The organism is Microbacterium testaceum, from assembly GCF_001476655.1.
Classification (GTDB): domain Bacteria; phylum Actinomycetota; class Actinomycetes; order Actinomycetales; family Microbacteriaceae; genus Microbacterium; species Microbacterium testaceum_C.
The window spans coordinates 41,675-59,592 of record NZ_LDRT01000019.1 but is presented as its reverse complement, the minus strand read 5'-3'; the positions used below and the strand labels follow the sequence as shown (position 1 = coordinate 59,592).

The 17,918-nt window shown below is 70.7% G+C and carries 10 protein-coding genes; all 10 read right to left on the bottom strand.

Annotated elements, in window-relative coordinates:
- Positions 1 to 117 precede the first annotated feature (117 nt).
- The 10 genes from fusA to NS220_RS03680 all read right to left on the bottom strand — a co-directional run bounded on the left by fusA (position 118) and on the right by NS220_RS03680 (position 17,844).
- The gene (fusA, locus tag NS220_RS03725; RefSeq protein WP_058622758.1) at positions 118 to 2,232 is read right to left on the bottom strand and encodes an elongation factor G; all 2,115 of its coding nucleotides are present in this window, start codon (positions 2,230 to 2,232) and stop codon (positions 118 to 120) included.
- Positions 2,233 to 2,318: 86 nt separating this feature from the next.
- Positions 2,319 to 2,789 carry a 30S ribosomal protein S7 gene (gene rpsG / locus NS220_RS03720; RefSeq protein WP_058595427.1) on the bottom strand — a complete coding sequence of 157 codons (471 nt, stop codon included), beginning with the start codon at positions 2,787 to 2,789 and terminating at the stop codon, positions 2,319 to 2,321.
- 5 nt (positions 2,790 to 2,794) lie between these two features.
- Positions 2,795 to 3,163: a 30S ribosomal protein S12 gene (rpsL, locus tag NS220_RS03715; RefSeq protein ID WP_013584051.1), complete on the bottom strand. Its 369-nt coding sequence runs from the start codon at positions 3,161 to 3,163 to the stop codon at positions 2,795 to 2,797.
- A 361-nt stretch (positions 3,164 to 3,524) separates the two neighbouring features.
- Positions 3,525 to 4,307 carry a hypothetical protein gene (locus NS220_RS03710; RefSeq protein ID WP_058622757.1) on the bottom strand — a complete coding sequence of 261 codons (783 nt, stop codon included), beginning with the start codon at positions 4,305 to 4,307 and terminating at the stop codon, positions 3,525 to 3,527.
- Entirely contained in the window at positions 4,304 to 5,845 is a 1,542-nt protein-coding gene (locus NS220_RS03705; protein WP_058622756.1) for a DUF5684 domain-containing protein, read from the bottom strand. The genes NS220_RS03710 and NS220_RS03705 overlap by 4 nt, the downstream gene beginning before the upstream one ends.
- Positions 5,842 to 8,316: a transglutaminase-like domain-containing protein gene (locus tag NS220_RS03700; RefSeq protein WP_058622755.1), complete on the bottom strand. Its 2,475-nt coding sequence runs from the start codon at positions 8,314 to 8,316 to the stop codon at positions 5,842 to 5,844. The genes NS220_RS03705 and NS220_RS03700 overlap by 4 nt, the downstream gene beginning before the upstream one ends.
- Positions 8,313 to 9,689, bottom strand: a complete 1,377-nt coding sequence (locus tag NS220_RS03695) for a DUF58 domain-containing protein (protein ID WP_058622754.1) — start codon at positions 9,687 to 9,689, stop codon at positions 8,313 to 8,315. Before NS220_RS03695 ends, NS220_RS03700 begins: the two co-directional genes overlap by 4 nt.
- A 25-nt stretch (positions 9,690 to 9,714) precedes the next feature.
- Positions 9,715 to 10,689 carry an AAA family ATPase gene (locus NS220_RS03690; RefSeq protein ID WP_058622753.1) on the bottom strand — a complete coding sequence of 325 codons (975 nt, stop codon included), beginning with the start codon at positions 10,687 to 10,689 and terminating at the stop codon, positions 9,715 to 9,717.
- 64 nt (positions 10,690 to 10,753) lie between these two features.
- Entirely contained in the window at positions 10,754 to 16,711 is a 5,958-nt protein-coding gene (locus NS220_RS03685; protein WP_058622752.1) for an Ig-like domain-containing protein, read from the bottom strand.
- A complete protein-coding gene (locus NS220_RS03680) occupies positions 16,708 to 17,844 on the bottom strand; it encodes a serine/threonine-protein kinase (protein ID WP_058622751.1) in 1,137 nt (378 codons plus the stop codon). Before NS220_RS03680 ends, NS220_RS03685 begins: the two co-directional genes overlap by 4 nt.
- Between the last annotated feature and the right edge of the window lie 74 nt (positions 17,845 to 17,918).

The following is a 17,918-nucleotide window of genomic DNA, read 5'->3' as shown; positions in this document are numbered from 1 at the left end:
ATTGCGACCGGTTCTCCACGGGGATGGTTCTCAGGTTACTAGAGAGTCGGTATTGAGTTTGAGTGGATGCCGGGAACCCGAGCAGGAACCCTGGTTCCCGGCATCCGAAGGGCGGTTTTACTCGCCCTTGTTCTTCTGGATGATCTCGTCGGCCACGGCCTTCGGGACGTCGGCGTAGCTGTCGAACTCCATCGAGTAGACGGCGCGACCCGAGGTCTTCGAGCGCAGGTCACCGATGTAGCCGAACATCTCGGACAGCGGGACGTTGGCCCGGACGACCTTGACGCCGGCGGCGTCTTCCATCGACTGGATCTGGCCACGACGCGAGTTCAGGTCGCCGATGACGTCGCCCATGTACTCCTCGGGAGTACGCACCTCGACGGCCATGATCGGCTCGAGGATGGTGGGGTTCGCCTTGCGGACGGCCTCCTTGAAGCCCATGGATCCTGCGATCTTGAACGCCATTTCCGACGAGTCGACGTCGTGCGAGGCACCGTCGAGGAGGATCGCCTTGACACCCACCATGGGGTAGCCCGCGAGCACGCCGACGTTCATCGCGTCCTGGAAGCCCTGGTCGGTCGGCGAGATGTACTCGCGCGGGATGCGACCACCGGTGACCTTGTTCTCGAACTCGTAGGTCTTGTCGGCCGTGACCTCGAGGGGCTCGATCGCGAACTGGATCTTCGCGAACTGACCCGAACCACCGGTCTGCTTCTTGTGGGTGTAGTCGTGACGCTCCACCGACTTGCGGATCGTCTCGCGGTACGCCACCTGGGGCTTTCCGACGTTGGCCTCGACCTTGAACTCGCGCTTCATGCGGTCGACCAGGATGTCGAGGTGGAGCTCGCCCATGCCCTTGATGACGGTCTGGCCGGTCTCGGCGTTCTGCTCGACGCGGAACGTCGGGTCTTCTTCGGCGAGCTTCTGGATGGCGACACCCAGCTTCTCCTGGTCGGCCTTGGTCTTGGGCTCGATGGCGACCTCGATGACCGGCTCCGGGAACGTCATCGACTCGAGGACGACCTGGTTGGCCGGGTCGCACAGGGTGTCACCGGTGGTGGTGTCCTTGAGGCCGATGACGGCGTAGATGTGACCGGCGGTGACCGAGTCGACCGGCATCTCCTTGTTGGCGTGCATCTGGAAGATCTTCCCGATGCGCTCCTTCTTGCCCTTGGTCGCGTTGACGACCTGGGCACCGGAGTCGAGGTGACCCGAGTACACGCGGATGTAGGTGAGGCGACCGAAGAACGGGTGCGTCACGATCTTGAACGCGAGGGCCGCGAAGGGCTCGTCGCGGTCGGCGTGGCGCTCGATGACGACCTCTTCGTCCTTGGGGTCGTGCGCCTCGATGGCGGGCACATCCAGGGGCGAGGGGAGGTAGTCGACCACGGCGTCGAGCATGGGCTGCACACCGCGGTTCTTGAACGCCGAACCGCACAGCACGGGGTAGACCTCGCTGGCGATCGTCATCTTGCGGATGGCGCCCTTGATCTCCTCGTGGGTGAGCTCTTCGCCGCCGAAGTACTTCTCGAGCAGCGCGTCGTCGGACTCCGCGACGGTCTCGAGGAGCTTCTCGCGGTACTCCTGCGCCTTCTCGACGAGGTCGGCCGGGATCTCCTGGATCTCGTACTTGGCGCCCATGGTGACATCACCCTTGGCGTCGCCGGGCCAGACCAGAGCGCGCATGTACACGAGGTCGACGACGCCGACGAAGTCGTTCTCGGCGCCGATCGGGAGCTGGATGACCAGGGGCTTGGCCTTCAGGCGGTTGACGATGGTGTCGACCGTGAAGTAGAAGTCGGCGCCCAGCTTGTCCATCTTGTTGACGAAGCAGATACGGGGGACGTCGTACTTGTCAGCCTGACGCCACACGGTCTCGGACTGGGGCTCGACGCCCTCCTTGCCGTCGAAGACGGCGACGGCACCGTCGAGCACGCGCAGCGAGCGCTCGACCTCGACCGTGAAGTCGACGTGACCGGGGGTGTCGATGATGTTGATCTGGTTCTTTTCCCAGAAGCAGGTCACGGCGGCGGAGGTGATCGTGATGCCACGCTCCTGCTCCTGCTCCATCCAGTCGGTGGTCGCCGCACCATCGTGCGTCTCACCGATCTTGTGGTTGACGCCCGTGTAGAACAGGATGCGCTCGGTCGTCGTGGTCTTGCCGGCATCGATGTGGGCCATGATGCCGATGTTGCGGACCTTGTGCAGGTCGGTGAGCACGTCTTGTGCCACGGGTGTCTTCCTTACCTGTTGGGAGGTTGATGCCGGGCCCATCGGAGGGTCCGCGACCGGGTTCGGTCACAGACCCTCCGCGGGTTTTACCAGCGGTAGTGCGCGAAGGCGCGGTTCGACTCGGCCATCTTGTGGGTGTCTTCGCGGCGCTTGACCGCGGCACCGAGGCCGTTCGAGGCGTCGAGGATCTCGTTCTGCAGACGCTCGGTCATCGTCTTCTCACGACGACCCTTCGCGTAGCTCACGAGCCAGCGCAGCGCGAGGGTGTTCGCGCGGTGCGGCTTGACCTCGACGGGAACCTGGTAGGTCGAGCCACCGACGCGGCGGCTCTTGACCTCGAGGGTGGGACGGACGTTGTCGAGCGCCTTCTTGAGCGTGGCGACGGCGTCCTGGCTGTTCTTCGCCTCGACGCCACGGAGGGCGTCGTACACGATCGCCTCGGCGATGGACTTCTTGCCGTCGACGAGGATCTTGTTGACGAGCTGGGTGACGACGGGAGCGCCGTACACCGGGTCGTTGACGACGGGACGCTTCGGGGCGGGACCCTTACGAGGCATGGTTCTCAGCCCTTCTTCGCGCCGTAGCGGCTACGAGCCTGCTTACGGTTCTTGACAGCCTGGGTGTCGAGCGCACCGCGGACGATCTTGTAACGGACACCGGGGAGGTCCTTGACGCGACCACCGCGGACGAGCACGAGCGAGTGCTCCTGCAGGTTGTGGCCCTCGCCGGGGATGTAGGCGGTGACCTCGGTGCCGTTGCGCAGCTTCACGCGGGCGACCTTGCGCATGGCCGAGTTCGGCTTCTTGGGGGTCGTGGTGTACACGCGGGTGCACACGCCGGCCTGCTGGGGGTTCGACTTCAGCGCGGGAGCCTTGGTCTTCGAGACCTTCGGCGAGCGGCCCTTGCGAACCAACTGCTGAATGGTTGGCACGTTCTCTCCTTGTTTGGCCGGGCGGTTCCTCTCGGGCCGTCCGGGGTGCTGCACGGTGACAGCGGTCGTGTCTCCCCCGTCATGTCGCGCATCTTGCGATTCGTGACGTGTCGGGCTCACGTGTGATCCACCGCGCGCCAGAATGATCGGACGCGGTTCGTGGTGGATATGCCGTGGGGGCGACCTGTTCGCAGGTCGATCCCTGAGATGGTGCGAGCGTTGATCCGCATGTCCTACCCGGAGGCATGACGCACGGCGCGCGTGAACGCACACCCGATCAATGATACGTGTTCTTCGGGTGTCCGGGCAAACGTGCGGCGACCTCACGGGTGCGGACGGTCGCTCGGCCCCGTCGCCCGGGTCAGCGGGCCAGCAGGACGAACGCGGCGAGCGCCCCGGCGAGGACGACGATGGTCGTTCCCCCGATGACGAGCGGGGCGGCCACCCCGCGGCGTGCCCCCTTCGGGCGCACGAGGGAGGCATCGCGATCGGGGTCCATCCTCGGCGGCGGCACGTTGCGATGCACGCGGACTGCTTCGTCGGCGCGCGGACCGTAGGCCTCCGCGGTCTCCTCGCCGGGGACGCGCACCGTCCGCGCAGGGGCGTCACCGCGGGGCGTGGGCTCGACTCGCGGTTCTCGGGGCGCGGTCTCGGCCCCCCCTTCGGGATGCGCGCCCGCGCGGGACGCCCGGCGACGACCGGGAGCCGTAGCCGAAAGGGGCTCCGCGGGCCCGCCGACGCGGCGAGCGGCGGTCGTGGTGTCGTCGAGGACGTGTTCCGCGGGCTTCTCACTCCCGCCCTCGCGCACCGAGCGGACGGTGATGTCGGTCTCGACGGCGCTGTCCTCGACCCGCTCCGCCGGGCCCTGTCCCCTGCGCGACGAGCGGACGGTCACGTCGTTCGGTGGACGCCCACCCGGCGCGGTGTCGTCGATGTCCCCCTCGCCCTCGGGAGCGTCGTCTTCTCGCCGCGGACCGCGGCCCGGGCCCCGGCGTCGCGCGATGAGGGTCGCGTCCACGTTCCCGTCCGACTCTCCGTCATCTCTGGCCGTCGACGGGACGGGTGCCGCGGGCCAGGCGCGCAGACGCCCCGCCCACAGGGTGACGTCCTCGGGATCGTCGGGCTTGTCGTCGGAGCCGCTCACGCATCCCTCCGTGACAGGCGCACCTCCGCGTCTCCGAGGAAGAACCGCTCACCGGCTTCGATCTCCTCCCCCGGAGGCGCCTCGATCTCGGTGCCCATGAGGGTCGCGAAGAGGACGCCGTTGGTCGAGTCCAAATCGGTCACGAACCAGGTGTCGCCGCGCAGCTGCAGACGCGCGTGCGTCTTGGAGACCGTTCGCGTCTCGTCCGTGATCGCGATGAGCTGCGCATCGGGGAACGCCCCGTCCGCCGCGGGCCGTCGTCCCACGATGACGACGGAGGACGTGAGCTCGACGGGATCGCCGCTGGGCGGGACCAGCGCCCAGGGGATGCGACGCCGGCGCGCCACGACGGTCCGGTCGAGCGCCTCGAGGTCGTCGTCCGCATCCCGACCGGGAGCGAACTCCGGCTGCGTGTAGAGCGCGGCGACCGACGTGCGCGCGGACCGCGGGGCTCCGGCATCCGGCGCACCCGAAACCGCCGAGACCGCCTCGGAGAGCTCGGGGAACTCCTCTGCCTCGGGAGGCGGTGCGGACGTGGCCGACTCCGCCGCGGGGTCCGGATCGACGGCGGGACGGGTGAGCGGCACCTCGTCGACCGGGGCGGGCGCGGTGGCGCGGCGCGGGGGCGTCCAGGGCTCGGGCTCCGAGACGGCCGGGGATTCCGGCGCGGGGGTGTCCTCGGCCTCCGTCGCGCCCGTCGACGCCACGGGGACGCCTCGACCGCGCAGGGGAAGCCCCGGCGTCAGAGGAACCGTGGGCTGGAAGCCGTTGTCTTCGGCGTCCGAGACAGCGGGGGCCGGCTCGGCGGCGCTCCGGCGAGTACCGGGCTCTTCCGCCTCGGCGCGCAGAGCGTCGAGAACATCGAACACGGACGTCGGCGGCGTGGCATCCGGATTCCTGTCCTCGGGACGAGGAGGACGCGCATCGTACGGCGGCGACGCGTCCCCGCTGCGGGACGGGGCCCAGTCCACAGCGGACGGGACCGCGTCGGCGAGAGAACCCGAGGGAGCCGCGAACGGGAGCACGACCGGCTCCGAGGAGGGCTCGGCGTCGGCGGGCGCGGGAGGCTCCGGCGTCCACCCGCCGACCAAGGGAACGTACGGGCCGTCGAAGTCCTGACCCCGGCGCACGGGGGCGGAGTTCTCGTCCATCGTGCGCGACCCGGATGCATCCGAACCCGCCCAGCGCGCCGAGCCGAAGCCCAGCACACTGGCCCAGACGACCTGGAGCACCACGCCGAGCACCGTCGTGCCGGCCCCGCGGTCGAACCCCTCGCTGATGCGGTGCACCGCCACGATGAAGACGATGACGAAAGCGATCCCCCCGAACAGCGGAACGAGGTTGAGGAGGACGAGCCAGGGGGAGAACCCGCCGAGCTTGAGAATCGTGCCGAGGTTCACCAGCGGAACCCACGCCTTCCACGACTTCTCCCCCGCCTTGGCGAAGAGGGCCGACAGCGCGAGGGCGTACCAGACGTACAGGATGACGAAGAGGACCGCGGTGGACAGGCCGAGGATGACGCCCGTGGAGTCGTTCATGTCGTGTCGCGCCGCCGTCGGGCCGGGCGCTTTCCCCTCTCGTCGCGGTGCGGCGGCCGTCGGCGCGTGGGACGCGGGGCGAGGAACCGCAGGAACGATCTCAACGATACGGCCGCGAGCAGTCGCCGCCATCCGCCGCGCTGACGCGCGAGACTCCGGCGTTCGGTGTCGACGATGCGCCAGAAGGCCGCGGCCTCGTCGGTGGTGACCGTCCGGGAGGAGAACACCGCGCGATCGGCTTCGTCCGCGAGATGCGGACCGCCGTCCGTTCCGAGCGCCGCCGCGAGTTCGCGACGCGTGGAAGACGGGGGGAGCTCGCGGCCGGAATCGACGCCGGCATCCACGTACTCCTCCCAGCCGCCGGCGATCGCCGCGCGCGGGTCCGGATCGCGACGGCGGCCGCGTCGGCGGATCGCCTTGGCGATCACGACCGCGAGGAACGGACCGAAGAGCACGAGGACGACGAGCAGGGACAGGCCCGCGACCCGGAGGATCGGCCACAGCCAGGCGAGGTCGAGACCGTCGGCGGCGCGTTCCTCGTCGGTGAGCGTGTTGTCCTCCTGCACGGGAGCGGGAGGCACGACCTCGTCGACCGTGTCGGGCCGCACCTCGGTGACGTTCTCGGGATCGCGCTGTTCGGTCACTTCGAGGCTCGGGGACTGCTCGTGCTGCGGGGTCACGTCGATCGGCGTCCAGCTCCCGTCGGCCCCCTGCACCTCGGTCCACGCGCTCAGGTCGCCGGCGCGGCATTCTCCGGCCTCGCACGTCGGCAGGTCGGGATCGGCGGAGGTGAGCCGCGTCCCGACCACGACGCGCGACGGGAAGCCCAGCTGACGCGCGATGAGCGACGTGGCGACGGCGAACTGCTCGTCGTCGCCGACGGCGGCGACATAGTTCCCGGATGCCACTGCTCGGGGGTCGTCCTCCCTGTCGAGGAGGCGCTGGAACATCGTCTCGATGCGCGCAAGAGAATGCCCGGACGCGCTCGGCTGCACCTGGTACCCGGCGAGGTCAGTCGCCCACCGGGGCGCGGCAGAACCCGCGGATGGCGCGAGCCCGTGGCTGAGGTACCCGCGTTCGCGCAGCAGCTGCACGAGCGTGGCCAGGGCGGCTCCGCCGTCCCCTGTCTTGTGCTCGTCGACCCAGCGGCGCAGATTCTCCCCGCCGGAGACCCCCGCGGGGGCACCGGGGGCGGAGAGCGTCGCGAGGTCACGAGCGGCCGGCTCGATCGCCGTCAGCCGATAGCGATCGCCCGGGACGAGGCCGCCGTCCGCGATCTGCACACCGGCCTCGGCGGCGGCGCTGTAGTAGAACCGATCGGCCAGCTGATTCGGCCGGTCCCCCGCGAAGGCGGCGTGGACGAGGCTCCCCGCCGTCGGCATCCAGATCCCGCCGAGGTCGCCGATCTCGACCTCGGCGTCGACGGCTCGACCGTCTGTCACCGGGAGCGGGGAGGGGACGCGGACGAACCGCCCCTCCCCCGTGCCCGACGAACGGAAGATCTCGCCGTCGTAGGAGTCGAGGGTGGCCACGCGGATGCGGTCCGGCAGCGCTCCCTCCCCGCTCACGCGGAACAGCACGTCCTCGACCCGGGAGTCGGAGAACATCGCCCGGTACTCGGACAGCGGGCTGACCGCCTCGGCGATCTGACGCTCCGGACCGGTGGCAGAGCGGAGGACGCGGCGGTCGGCATCGCCGGCCGCCCAGGGGACGACGGCGACGGTCACCAATGCCGCCACGAGGATCATTCCGGCTCCGGTGAGGGCGCGGCGACGGTCCGTTCGGGAGCGCCGCGCGGTCGGCGACACGGCGAGCGCACTCGTACGTCGGAGGGATCGGGTCCTCTCATCGTGCGCGCGCCAGGCGAGCCAGAGGACCGCGGAGAGCAGAGCGGCGAGTCCCACGGCGGTCTCCACCGGCGCCGGGATCGACACGGGCCCCCAGACGAGCGGGGCGCTGGGCGAGGTGCGGCCGAAGAACAGGCCGAAGCCCGTCATCAGCAGCGCGCTCACCACGGCACCCGCCGACCGCCGATCGGCTCGCTGGGCGAGGGAGAGGGTCGTCACCGCCCCGACGAGGAAGACCACGAGCGCGGGGACGAGCAGATTGCGGTAGGCACCCACCGGCAGGTCCACGGTGACGAGGTCTTTCCACGCGACGAGCACCCCGGCCGAGGCCTCGCCGACACCGCGGAGGATCTCGAGCGGTCCCCCGAGTCGCGACGGGACCGCCAGAGGCACGCACAGGACCAGGAACGCCGCGGCGGTGGCGGCGGCCGTGATCCACCCGCCCCACCGGCGCCAGGTCACCAGCGTCACGATCAGGGCCGCGGCAACGGCCGACGAGACCACGAGAACGACGAACGACCATGACGCGTAGATGGGCCACGCGGCGACCGCGGCGATCGCGACCGCCGACGCCGTGTACGACGCTCCCGCCACGACGCGACCGGGGTGTCTGTCCGCCGTCACGATGTCGCTCCACGCACGAGGAGTCCGGACAGGTCGTCGAGGGTGCCGATGGTCAGCACCGTCAGCCCGGCGATGCTCTGCATGCGCGGGTGCGCGCGTTCGTCGCACACGACGGCCGCCACGGCGGTGTCGACGGGGAAGGCGAGCGCCGCCTGTCGCACGCGCGCGAGGGGCACGCGGGAGCCGACGACGATGAACGCGATCGAGAGCCGTTCGTTGGATTCGGATGCCAAGCGGCAGACGTCCGACACCGACATGGTGTTGTCGGAGCGCTCGAGGGCGCTGAACCCGTCGAGCATCTGTCGCGGGGTGACGGTCGGGATACGGCGGATCGCGCGCAGTCTCCCTTTCACCACGCGCGGGATCTCGGAGCCCGTGACGATGTCGATGTCGCGCGCGTCACGGACGGCCCGCAGGCCCAGGGAAGCCGCGGCGGACACGGCGAGCTCGTACTCGTCGGCGTCGAGGTACTCCTGCGACGCGGCGCCGAGGACGACGGCCATCCGGGAGCGGAGGGACTCCTCGTACTGACGCACCATCAGGCGGCCGGTCTTCGCCGTGGACTTCCAGTGCACCTGGCGCTGCGAGTCACCGGGGGCGTACTCGCGGATCGCGTGGAACGACATGTCGGCGTCGACGAGACGACGACTCGCGTTGCCCTCGAGGTCGCGCACGAGACCGGCGCTCGTCGACGGCAGCGGCACCGTACGGGGGTGGACGAACAACTCGTTCTCGTCGTCGAAGGCGTGCTCTCGCCGCAGCAGTCCGATCGGGTCGCTCCGCACCGTCGTGACAGGCCCCACCGTCACGACGCCCCGTGGCAGGGGCGGGATCTCGAGCGTCTCGGTGACGCTGTGTCCGGGGCGCAGGAACGGCACGCCGAATTCCACGAGCCCCGATCCCACGGGGATGTCGAGGCGTCCCGGAAGAGCGACGCGCGCGCTCTCGTTGCGGACGATGATCTCGCCCGTCACTCCGTGCCCGGCGACGACGCGCTCGCGCGCGAGCGTCAGGTCGACCGCGTAGGCACGGGAGCCGAAGAGGAACGGCACGCTCATGATCAGGAGCAGGAGGGAGGCGCTCCCGGCGACCATCCACTCCACCCACCCGAAGACGAGCCCGGCGATGAGGCCCGCGGTCGCGGCGATCGTCACGACCGCTCCCGCCGGTCGCACGGTGCGGCCCGCCCAACGCGAGGCGGTGAGAACGGCCTCGCTCGTCGCGCGCCAGGCTTCGGCGGCGCGCACGACCGCGCGCACGATCCGCCGGGCGCGGCGCGTCGACGTGGAGGTGATCGAGGTCCGCGAGCCGGTACCGACGGTGCCTGCGGAGGTCCGTGTCAGCCGCGACTCGGTGACGTTCACGTCGGGCATCGAGGGATCCCGGGGAGGAGGGTCGTCATCGCGCGCGTTCGCTCTCGCGCTGCGTCGGCGGGGCGACATCGAGGAGCACCTGACCGATGACCGCCTCGGCCGTCACGCCGTCGAACTCGGCCTCGGGGTGCAGGATGAGCCGGTGCGAGAGCACCGCCACGGCGAGCGCCTTGACGTCGTCGGGGGTGGCGTAGGTGCGTCCCTGCGCGGCGGCGCGGGAGCGCGTGGCCCGGGTGAGCGCGAGCGCCCCGCGGATGCTGACGCCGAGGCGGACCTCGTCGGCGGAGCGGGTGGCATCCACGAGTCGGGCGATGTAGTCGAGGACGAGCGCGTCGACGTACACGGTCGCCGCGAGATCCGCCATGCCGACGAGCGCGTGAGGCGTGACGATCGGGCGCAGGTCGGCGGTCGCGATGGCGGCTCCGTCGAGGATGCGCACCGTCGCCGCATGGTCGGGATAGCCGAGCGAGGTCCGCAGGAGGAAGCGGTCGAGCTGGGCCTCGGGGAGGCGGTACGTTCCGGCCTGTTCCACAGGGTTCTGCGTCGCCAGGACGAGGAAGGGGACGCCCACCTCGCGCGAGACGCCGTCGATCGTGACGCGCCCTTCTTCCATGACCTCGAGCAGCGCCGACTGCGTCTTGGGGCTCGCTCGGTTGATCTCGTCGGCCAGGACGATGTTGGCGAAGATCGGCCCGGCGTGGAACTCGAAGCGACCGGTCTTCTGGTCGTAGACGGTGATGCCGGTGATGTCGCCCGGGAGCAGGTCGGGGGTGAACTGGATGCGGGTGTTCGTGCCCTGGACCGACTGGGCGACCGCGCGGGCCAGGGAGGTCTTGCCCGTGCCCGGGACGTCTTCGAGGAGGACGTGACCGTCGCTGAGCATCGCGGTCAGCACCAGCTCGACCACGTGCCGTTTGCCGAGCACGGCGCGCTCGACGTTGTCGGCGATCTGCGAGAACGTCTGCGCGAACCAGGTGGCCTGCTCCTGGGTGATCGTCATGTCGGTGGTCTCTCTCTGGGGGATGCCGGTGGGGATGGATGCCGGGGAGTCGGGGGCGCCGGTATCAGGGGTTCGTGGAGGTGCCGGGCGAGCAGGTGCCGGACAGTGTGAGCGTCGTACCGTTCAGTCCCCACCCCTGCGCCGACCAGTCGACCGTGACCGTGACGTTCTCGACGCTCTTCGCGCCGACCGGGACGCGGTCGTCGCCGTCGGGGCGCGGCAGTTTGTTGCCCTGGCCGTCGCGGAACACGGCGGTGGAACTGTCGCCCTTCATGGCGGCCTTGTCGTTGCTGGAGCTCTTCGAGATGTCGAGTGCGTCGCCGGCGACACACGATCGGATGCTGGCGGACGCCTGCACCTGGTAGGGCGCGCTGCCGTCGGCGGGGGTCACGCGACCGACCTCGGATGTCGTGCCCCAGAACGTGTGCTCGAAGTAGACCCCGATGTCGGGGTCGCTGTCGAAGACGCTCGACCGCTTGTTGTTGAAGTTCGTGTAGAACACGTCGTTGTTGTTCGGCGGCTTGTTCCCGGGCTCGATTTCCTCGTTGAGGCGCCAACGCGCGATCGCGCGGCCGTTGTCCTGGTCGAGGATCGGGTCGGCGTTCACGCGGAACGTGTACCCCCGCGGGGCGGCGCGGTCCTGATCGACGCGGTGCGGCTTGGTCAGCGGATCGGCGGAGCCGTACGTCTTGCCCTGGTAGACGGAGTCGACGCAGGCCGTGAAGGTGTACTCCTCGCCGTCCTTCTTCCCGGGGAACTCGCGGCGCGACCCGCCGTCTCCCGTACGGCAGCTCGTCCCCTCCATGATCCCGAAACGAAGGTCGGAATCGGTGCCGTTCGGGCTGGCCGTGGCCTGCGCCACGATCGTCGTCGAACCGTCCGAGGCGGCACGCGAGGTGAGGGTGAGGTCGAGGCCTGTCGGCTTGCCGACGCCGTGGGCGCGGAACGTCAGGACGCCGCCCTCGACGGTGCCGCCCAGCCCCGGGGGGACGTCGAAACGGGACCGCGGGGTGACCCGGACCTCGGTCGAGGAGTTGCTCCCGACCCGGAAGCCCTTGATCGGCACGTCCTGCTGGTTGCGTCCCACCGAGACGGTCTGCGTCTCGCCCGTGCTGCTGCGGATCTCGAGGGAGCCGGTCTCGGCGGCATCCACTCCCCGGACGGTGATGTCCACGACGTTTCCGGAGCCGTCGTCGGTCACGGTCGGCGTCCAGTCCGCACTGTCGGGACGCGGGGGCGGGTCGTAGGCCCACGCCGTCGTGCGCACCGAACCGCGCGACTCGCCGACGTCGTTGACGGCCGTCACGACGTACTCCCGCTGGTCGCCGTTCGGGGCGGCGATCGTGGGGCAACCGCCGTCGGGCGCGCACTGGGCGACGACGTCACCGCGGTAGCGCACGAGGAAACCGGAGAGACCCGGGTAGGCGCGCCGCGCCTCGCCCGCATCGACGCGGAGGGTGACGGAGCCGTCGGCGTACGCGGACTGACGCACGCTCGCGGGGGCCCGCGGGTACCCCTGCAGGTCGAGCACCACGCGGGCGTCGCGGGGACCTGCGGTGGCGCGGCCCTGGGCATCGCGCAGCGTCACGCTCGCCGCGCAGGTCGCACCCGGGGCGTCGCTCGTCCACGAGGCGGCGATGCTCGACGCTGAGGCGACCGCGAAACTCACACCGGTGCACGTTCCCGTGGGGCGCACGCTCACGACCTCGAGCGGCGTGCGCGGGAGGGGGTTGACCTCTCCATCGGCGCCGACCACCTCGATCGGGCACGACGACCCGTTCGCCTGCGAGCACTGCCGCGACATCGTTCCTCCCTGCGGGAGGGTCGACGGTGCCGCGCCCACCCGCAGCACGAGACGGGCGGGGGCGACGGCGTTGTGGCTCGTGACCGTGATGATCGCCGCGTTCTCGGTTCCCGGGACTGCGCGATCGGCACCCGTGACGGTGACGGTCGATCCCTCGAGGGTGACTGCGGAGAACGCCGAGCCGGAGTAGTCGAGCGCGTAGCGGATGCCGTTCCCGTCCTCGCGGCCGAGCTGCCACGAGGTCATGTTGCGCAGATCGAACGTCGCGGTCTCGCCCGGCCCGACCGTGAGGGATCCGGGCCGCAGCTCGGGCTGCGGGTTGCGCGCCACCACACCGATCGGAACCGACAGGAGCGTCCACTCCTGCGTCCCCGCGATGCGCACGGGGACCGTGCACACGTCGCTCCACGGCGATCCGGTTCCGGCGTCGTACGTCACCCGGGTGCCCGCGATCGTGCAGCGCGCCTCGGCACGCGCACCGCTCGTGGTGGCCTCTGTTCCGACCTCGAGGGTCGCCCGGCGAGGGACGGCGACCAGGGATGCCATGTCGAACTCGACCGACGCCAACTCGTCGACGCGCTGCGCCGCGTTCGGGCGGAGGGCGAGCGTCACGTCGGCGTCGCCCGGGACGCGGAGGAAGGCGTAGGTCGTGACCTCGGAACCGTTGACCGTGCCCGTGACGGCGAAGGGGATGATGCGGCGGGTGGCCGGAAGGTCGCCGGAGAGGCGTCGCCCGTCGAGACGGACGTCCGTGGGATCGCCCCAGAGCGAGACCCGGAGGTCGCTCACGTCGCCGCCCGACCAGGTGGCACGCCCCTCGATCACGTCGACACCCGTGGTGAAGTCGTCCCGGTCCTCGACGGTGAGCGCCGTATCGGCCACCACCGGGTAGTCGGGCACGCTCTCGCGCACGACCTTGACGACGATGAGCCCCCGTCCGGTGTTCCCCGAGTCGGATGCCACGTCGTAGAGGAACGACATCGTCGCGGGGGCATCGCCCGCACGGATGACCACTCCGGTGTCGGAGACCGATTCGACGCGTTCCGCCAGCCGCGCGTACTCGGGGTTGTCGTCGCCGTCGGCGAGGGTCTGCGGAAGATCGGGGCGCACCCCGGTGAGGGTGAGTCGCCCCTGGGTCGGATCGATGTCGTTCGCGAGCGGGCTCACGCGAAGCCGACTGTCCGCCCCCGCCTGCACCTGGACGTAGTCGGTGAACGTGATCGGGCTCGGGTTCGCCTCGGCGTCGAGGACGCCGATCCGCACCGTGCCCTCGCCCGTGGCTCCGGCCGTGTCCGCCACACGGTAACGGAACGACACCTGGCCGCGGTCGCCCGGCACGGACGAATAGACGATCGAGAGCCCGTCGGGAGAGATCGCCGCGCTGCCCCGATCGGGCTGCGACACGATCCGATCGAGCGTCACCGCGTCGCCGTCCGGGTCGACCCCGAAGCTGCGGAAGGGAATCGTGGTGGTCCCTCCGCTCAACACCCGCCCCTGGAGGGTGTCGGGCACCGGTGGCCGGTTGGCGTCGTTGCCGAGCACGGTGATGTGGACCGTCGCCTCGTCCCACAGCGAGGGGGCTCCGGTGGTGTACACGCGGTACGTCACCTCGTACGATCCGGGTGCGGTCGGGGCGAGGTAACGCAGCACTCCGCCCGAGGCGAAGGCCAGAGCGTCGCTCGCGGGCTGGGCGCTCACGCTGGCGGGATCGAGTGTGGGTCGTCCGCCGGCGGGCGACACGTCGTTGTCGAGCACGGGGATGTCGACCTGCGCTCCGGCACGGACGGTGACGGTGTCATCGACCGCGATCGGGGCGATCTCGGGGGCCGGGGGAAGCAGGTAGACCGTCGCTTCGCCGGAGACCCGCGCGCCTTCGTCTTCGGTGCCGTCGCTCACGCTGTAGGTCACCGTCCCCAGCAGACCCGCCTCTCCCCCGGCGGTGCTTCCCGAGACGCGGAGGTCGTTCTGGCCGACGGTGTCGACGCTGAGCGACGCTCCCTCCTGCGCGGCGGCCACGACGTCGCTCAACAGGAGCACCCGGCCCGTGGGGTTCGACACGGCGGAGAACACGTCGAGTGTCGCGTCCTCCTGCGGCCGGACGAAGGCCACGACGGGAGCGGTGGCCAACTGAGCGGGCGCATCGGCCGCCAGGAGGGTGATGCGGGCGGTTCCCGTGGCATCCCTTCCCCCGTCCGAGACGGTGAAATCGACCCGATACACCCCGGGCTGGGAGGCGCTGAAGTCGAAGGTCGTGCTCCCACCGACGACGCCGGCCGTCGCCGCCGCGTCGTCGAGCACGCGGACCGAGCTGAGCGAGATGGCGCCCGCTGTCCCGGTGACGTGCGGCCCGACATCGACGGTGAGGCCGGAGCCCACCGTGTCGACCACCGCGAACGACTGCACGGCGAGCTTCGGGTCGGGCGCGACGCGGATGAGCAGCGGCTTGGTGGTCACGGCCCCGGCCGTGTCGGCCACCGTGACGTCGAGCTGGATGGTCTGCTCGCCACCCGACCCGTCGTCGGCGTGCTGGTAGACGACTTCTCCGGCGGGCGTCGAGGTGACGCTGCCCACGCCGCCGGGGTTGTCGACGGACAGCAGGAGCAGAGGATCGCCGTCGGGATCGACCCAGCCCGGGAGGACGGGAACCGTGATCGTCCCCCCGCGTGCGACCTCCGGAGTCGGCCACGGCTGCAGACACTTCTCGACCCCGCACCACACGGGAGCGGCGTTGCTGGTCTCCGGCGATACCGTGAGGGTCACCGTCGTCGGAGCCGAGGTCAGCCCGTCGGGCGTCGTACCGTCGGTCACCGCGTACGAGAAGGTCGCCGTGCCGGTCGCCTCCGGGCGGACGCGAACGGTGAGTCGCTGGTTGTCGTCGGTCAGGCTCAGTTCGCCGAACCCGGGATCGAGACCGGTGACGCTCTCGCCGACGATGCTCAGGACGTCTTCGTTCGGATCGTGATCGTTCAGGAGCACGGGGAGGGTGACCAGACGGCCCGCTCGGACACCGAACGCGTCGGGTTCCGCGATCGGGGGCTTCGGGTCGAGGACGACGCTGAGCTGCTCGTCGCTCTGGACCGCGGCCTGCTCGGTCCGATCGTCGAGGCTCCAGTTCTGGCTCGACGACACGAGCGCCCCGTTGGGAACCGTCCACACCCATCCGCTGCGCGTCTCGTTCAGGATCACGGCGTGATCGGTGGCGACGAACACGGGGCGACGCTGATCGGGGAGCGTTCCCCCGGCATAGTCGAGCGGGGTCTCTCCCCCGTCGGAGCGCCACAGCGTGCCGCCGGCATCCCCGGGGAGCAGCCACGCGGCGTACGCGACGCCTCCACGCGACAGGGGCTTCGCGGGCTGTCCGAGCACCGTGTCGCCGACCCCCGCCTCACGCTGCGGTCCCGAGCCGTCGGTGGGGATCGCCCAGAGCGACCGCTCGTCGGCGGCGTAGACGATGGCGCCGCGGGAATCCGGTGCGGCGACGACCAGCTGGTCGGCCACGGCGATGTCCACCGGATCCGCCCCGCGGACCCACACCCGCCCGGCCTCGGCGTCGACCAGGACCCAGGCATCCCCCGCAGCCGAGATCAGCGGCGACGCGATGTCCGCGGTCACCGGGTCGCGCCCGCGCAGCTCGTCGGCCGCGATGTCATAGCGGATCACGGATCCGTCGGCCGAGGAGTACGCGAAGAGCATCCCCCGGTCGTCGAGGGCGATGGCATCCGCGGTGTAGGCGGGTGCGTCGCCCCCGGCGGTGCCGAACGGATCGAGTTCGGATGCCGCCTGCCCGGCCTCGCTCAACCGCCCGGCGAAGAGCGTGCCGGTGTCGGTGCGATACACGACGAAATCCCCGGCGGTGGCGACCGAGGTGGTCCCGGGCGGGGTGTCGGGAGCGGCGGCGAGCTGGTCCTCCTGCAGGTTGACGGGCTGCGCCTCGTCGATGCGTGAGAGCTTGCTGTAGCTGTCGGTGAAGAGATAGGCCCCGTCCGCGCTCTGGGCGACCTCGCTCGGATTGCCCGCGGACCGCACCGTATCGAGCTCGCCGACGGAGGTGTTCACCCGCGCGTAGCGCTGCCCTTCTCCGGTCTGCAGCGCCCAGACCGACGTGTCGACCTCGGGCGTCTCCTGGGCGTCGAGTCCGGGCCAGACGACGCTCGCCGTGACGACCAGCGCGGCAGCGGCGAGCGTGGCCGCGAGCCCGGCGATCGTCCGCCGCTTCATCGCAGCACCCCCGTCGCGTACAGCGCCGCGACGGCCACAGCCCCGGCCGCGACGAGCGTCGCCCCCGCGAGCGCCCAGGGGAGGATGCGATGAGCCGTCGGTCCCGGAGCGGAGATGTCGGTGTCCTCGTCGCGCGCAAGCCCGGTCATCCCGGAACGGTCGCGGAGCTTTCGCGCCCCCTCGCGCTCGATCCGCGAGCGCGTGGGCCCGCGCAGGGCCGTATCGGAGAAGTCCACGACCTGGGCCGACGGCGACCAGTCGGCCATGGGGACCTCGAGAGTCGTGGCCGCCAGCCCCAGCTCGGTCTGGACGCGCTGCAGATCCTCGCCGAAGGCGCGCGCGCTGGGGTGCCGGTCCTGCGGATTGCGCGCCATCGCGCGCGCGAGCACCACCTGCAGGGCGGGCGGGACGTCGGCGCGCGCGATCTCGGTGTACGACGCGCGTGCGATGCGGCGGCGCAGCTGCTCGCGAGAGTTCTGCCCGCGCTCCCGACGTTCGAAAGGGCTGTGCCCGGCGAGCAGCGAGTAGACCGTCGCTCCAAGGCTCCACACCTCGCTCGAGACGGTACCGGCCGTCTGCTCGGCGATGACCTCCGGCGCGCTCCACGGAACGGACATCGCGAGCATCTCGTCGGCGTCCTGACGGACGAGCGACGAGGAAATGCCGAAATCGGCGAGCACAGGGGCACCGAAGGTGGTGATGAGGATGTTGCTCGGCTTCACATCGCGGTGCACGAGTCCCGCGTGATGCGCCGACTCGAGCGCTCCCGCCATGCGGACGCCGATCGCGAGGACCTCGGCGACCGGGATCCGCTCGACGCGATAGCGCTGGGAGAGCGAGCCGGGGCAGTACTCCATGACGATGTACGGTCGTCCGTCCGCCGAGATCCCCGCCTGGTAGACGGTGACGATCGACGGGTGCGCCGACAGGTGCGCGAGGACGTCGGCCTCGGCGTTGAACATCCGCAGCAGGTCGGGATCGCGGACATCGCTCGGCAGCACCTTGACCGCGACCTCGCGGCGGGGCATGTCCTGGCCGTACAGGAAGACGTCCGCGAAACCGCCCGACCCGAGGGGGCGGATGTAAGCGAGCCCGGGAAGGATCGGGGGCGACGAGGGCAGGCGCTGCGCCATGGTGCCCCCTCCCGAACGACACGCCCGCGTCTGAGCGGGCGGACAACCCGGCAATGCTAACAAAGGCACCCCTC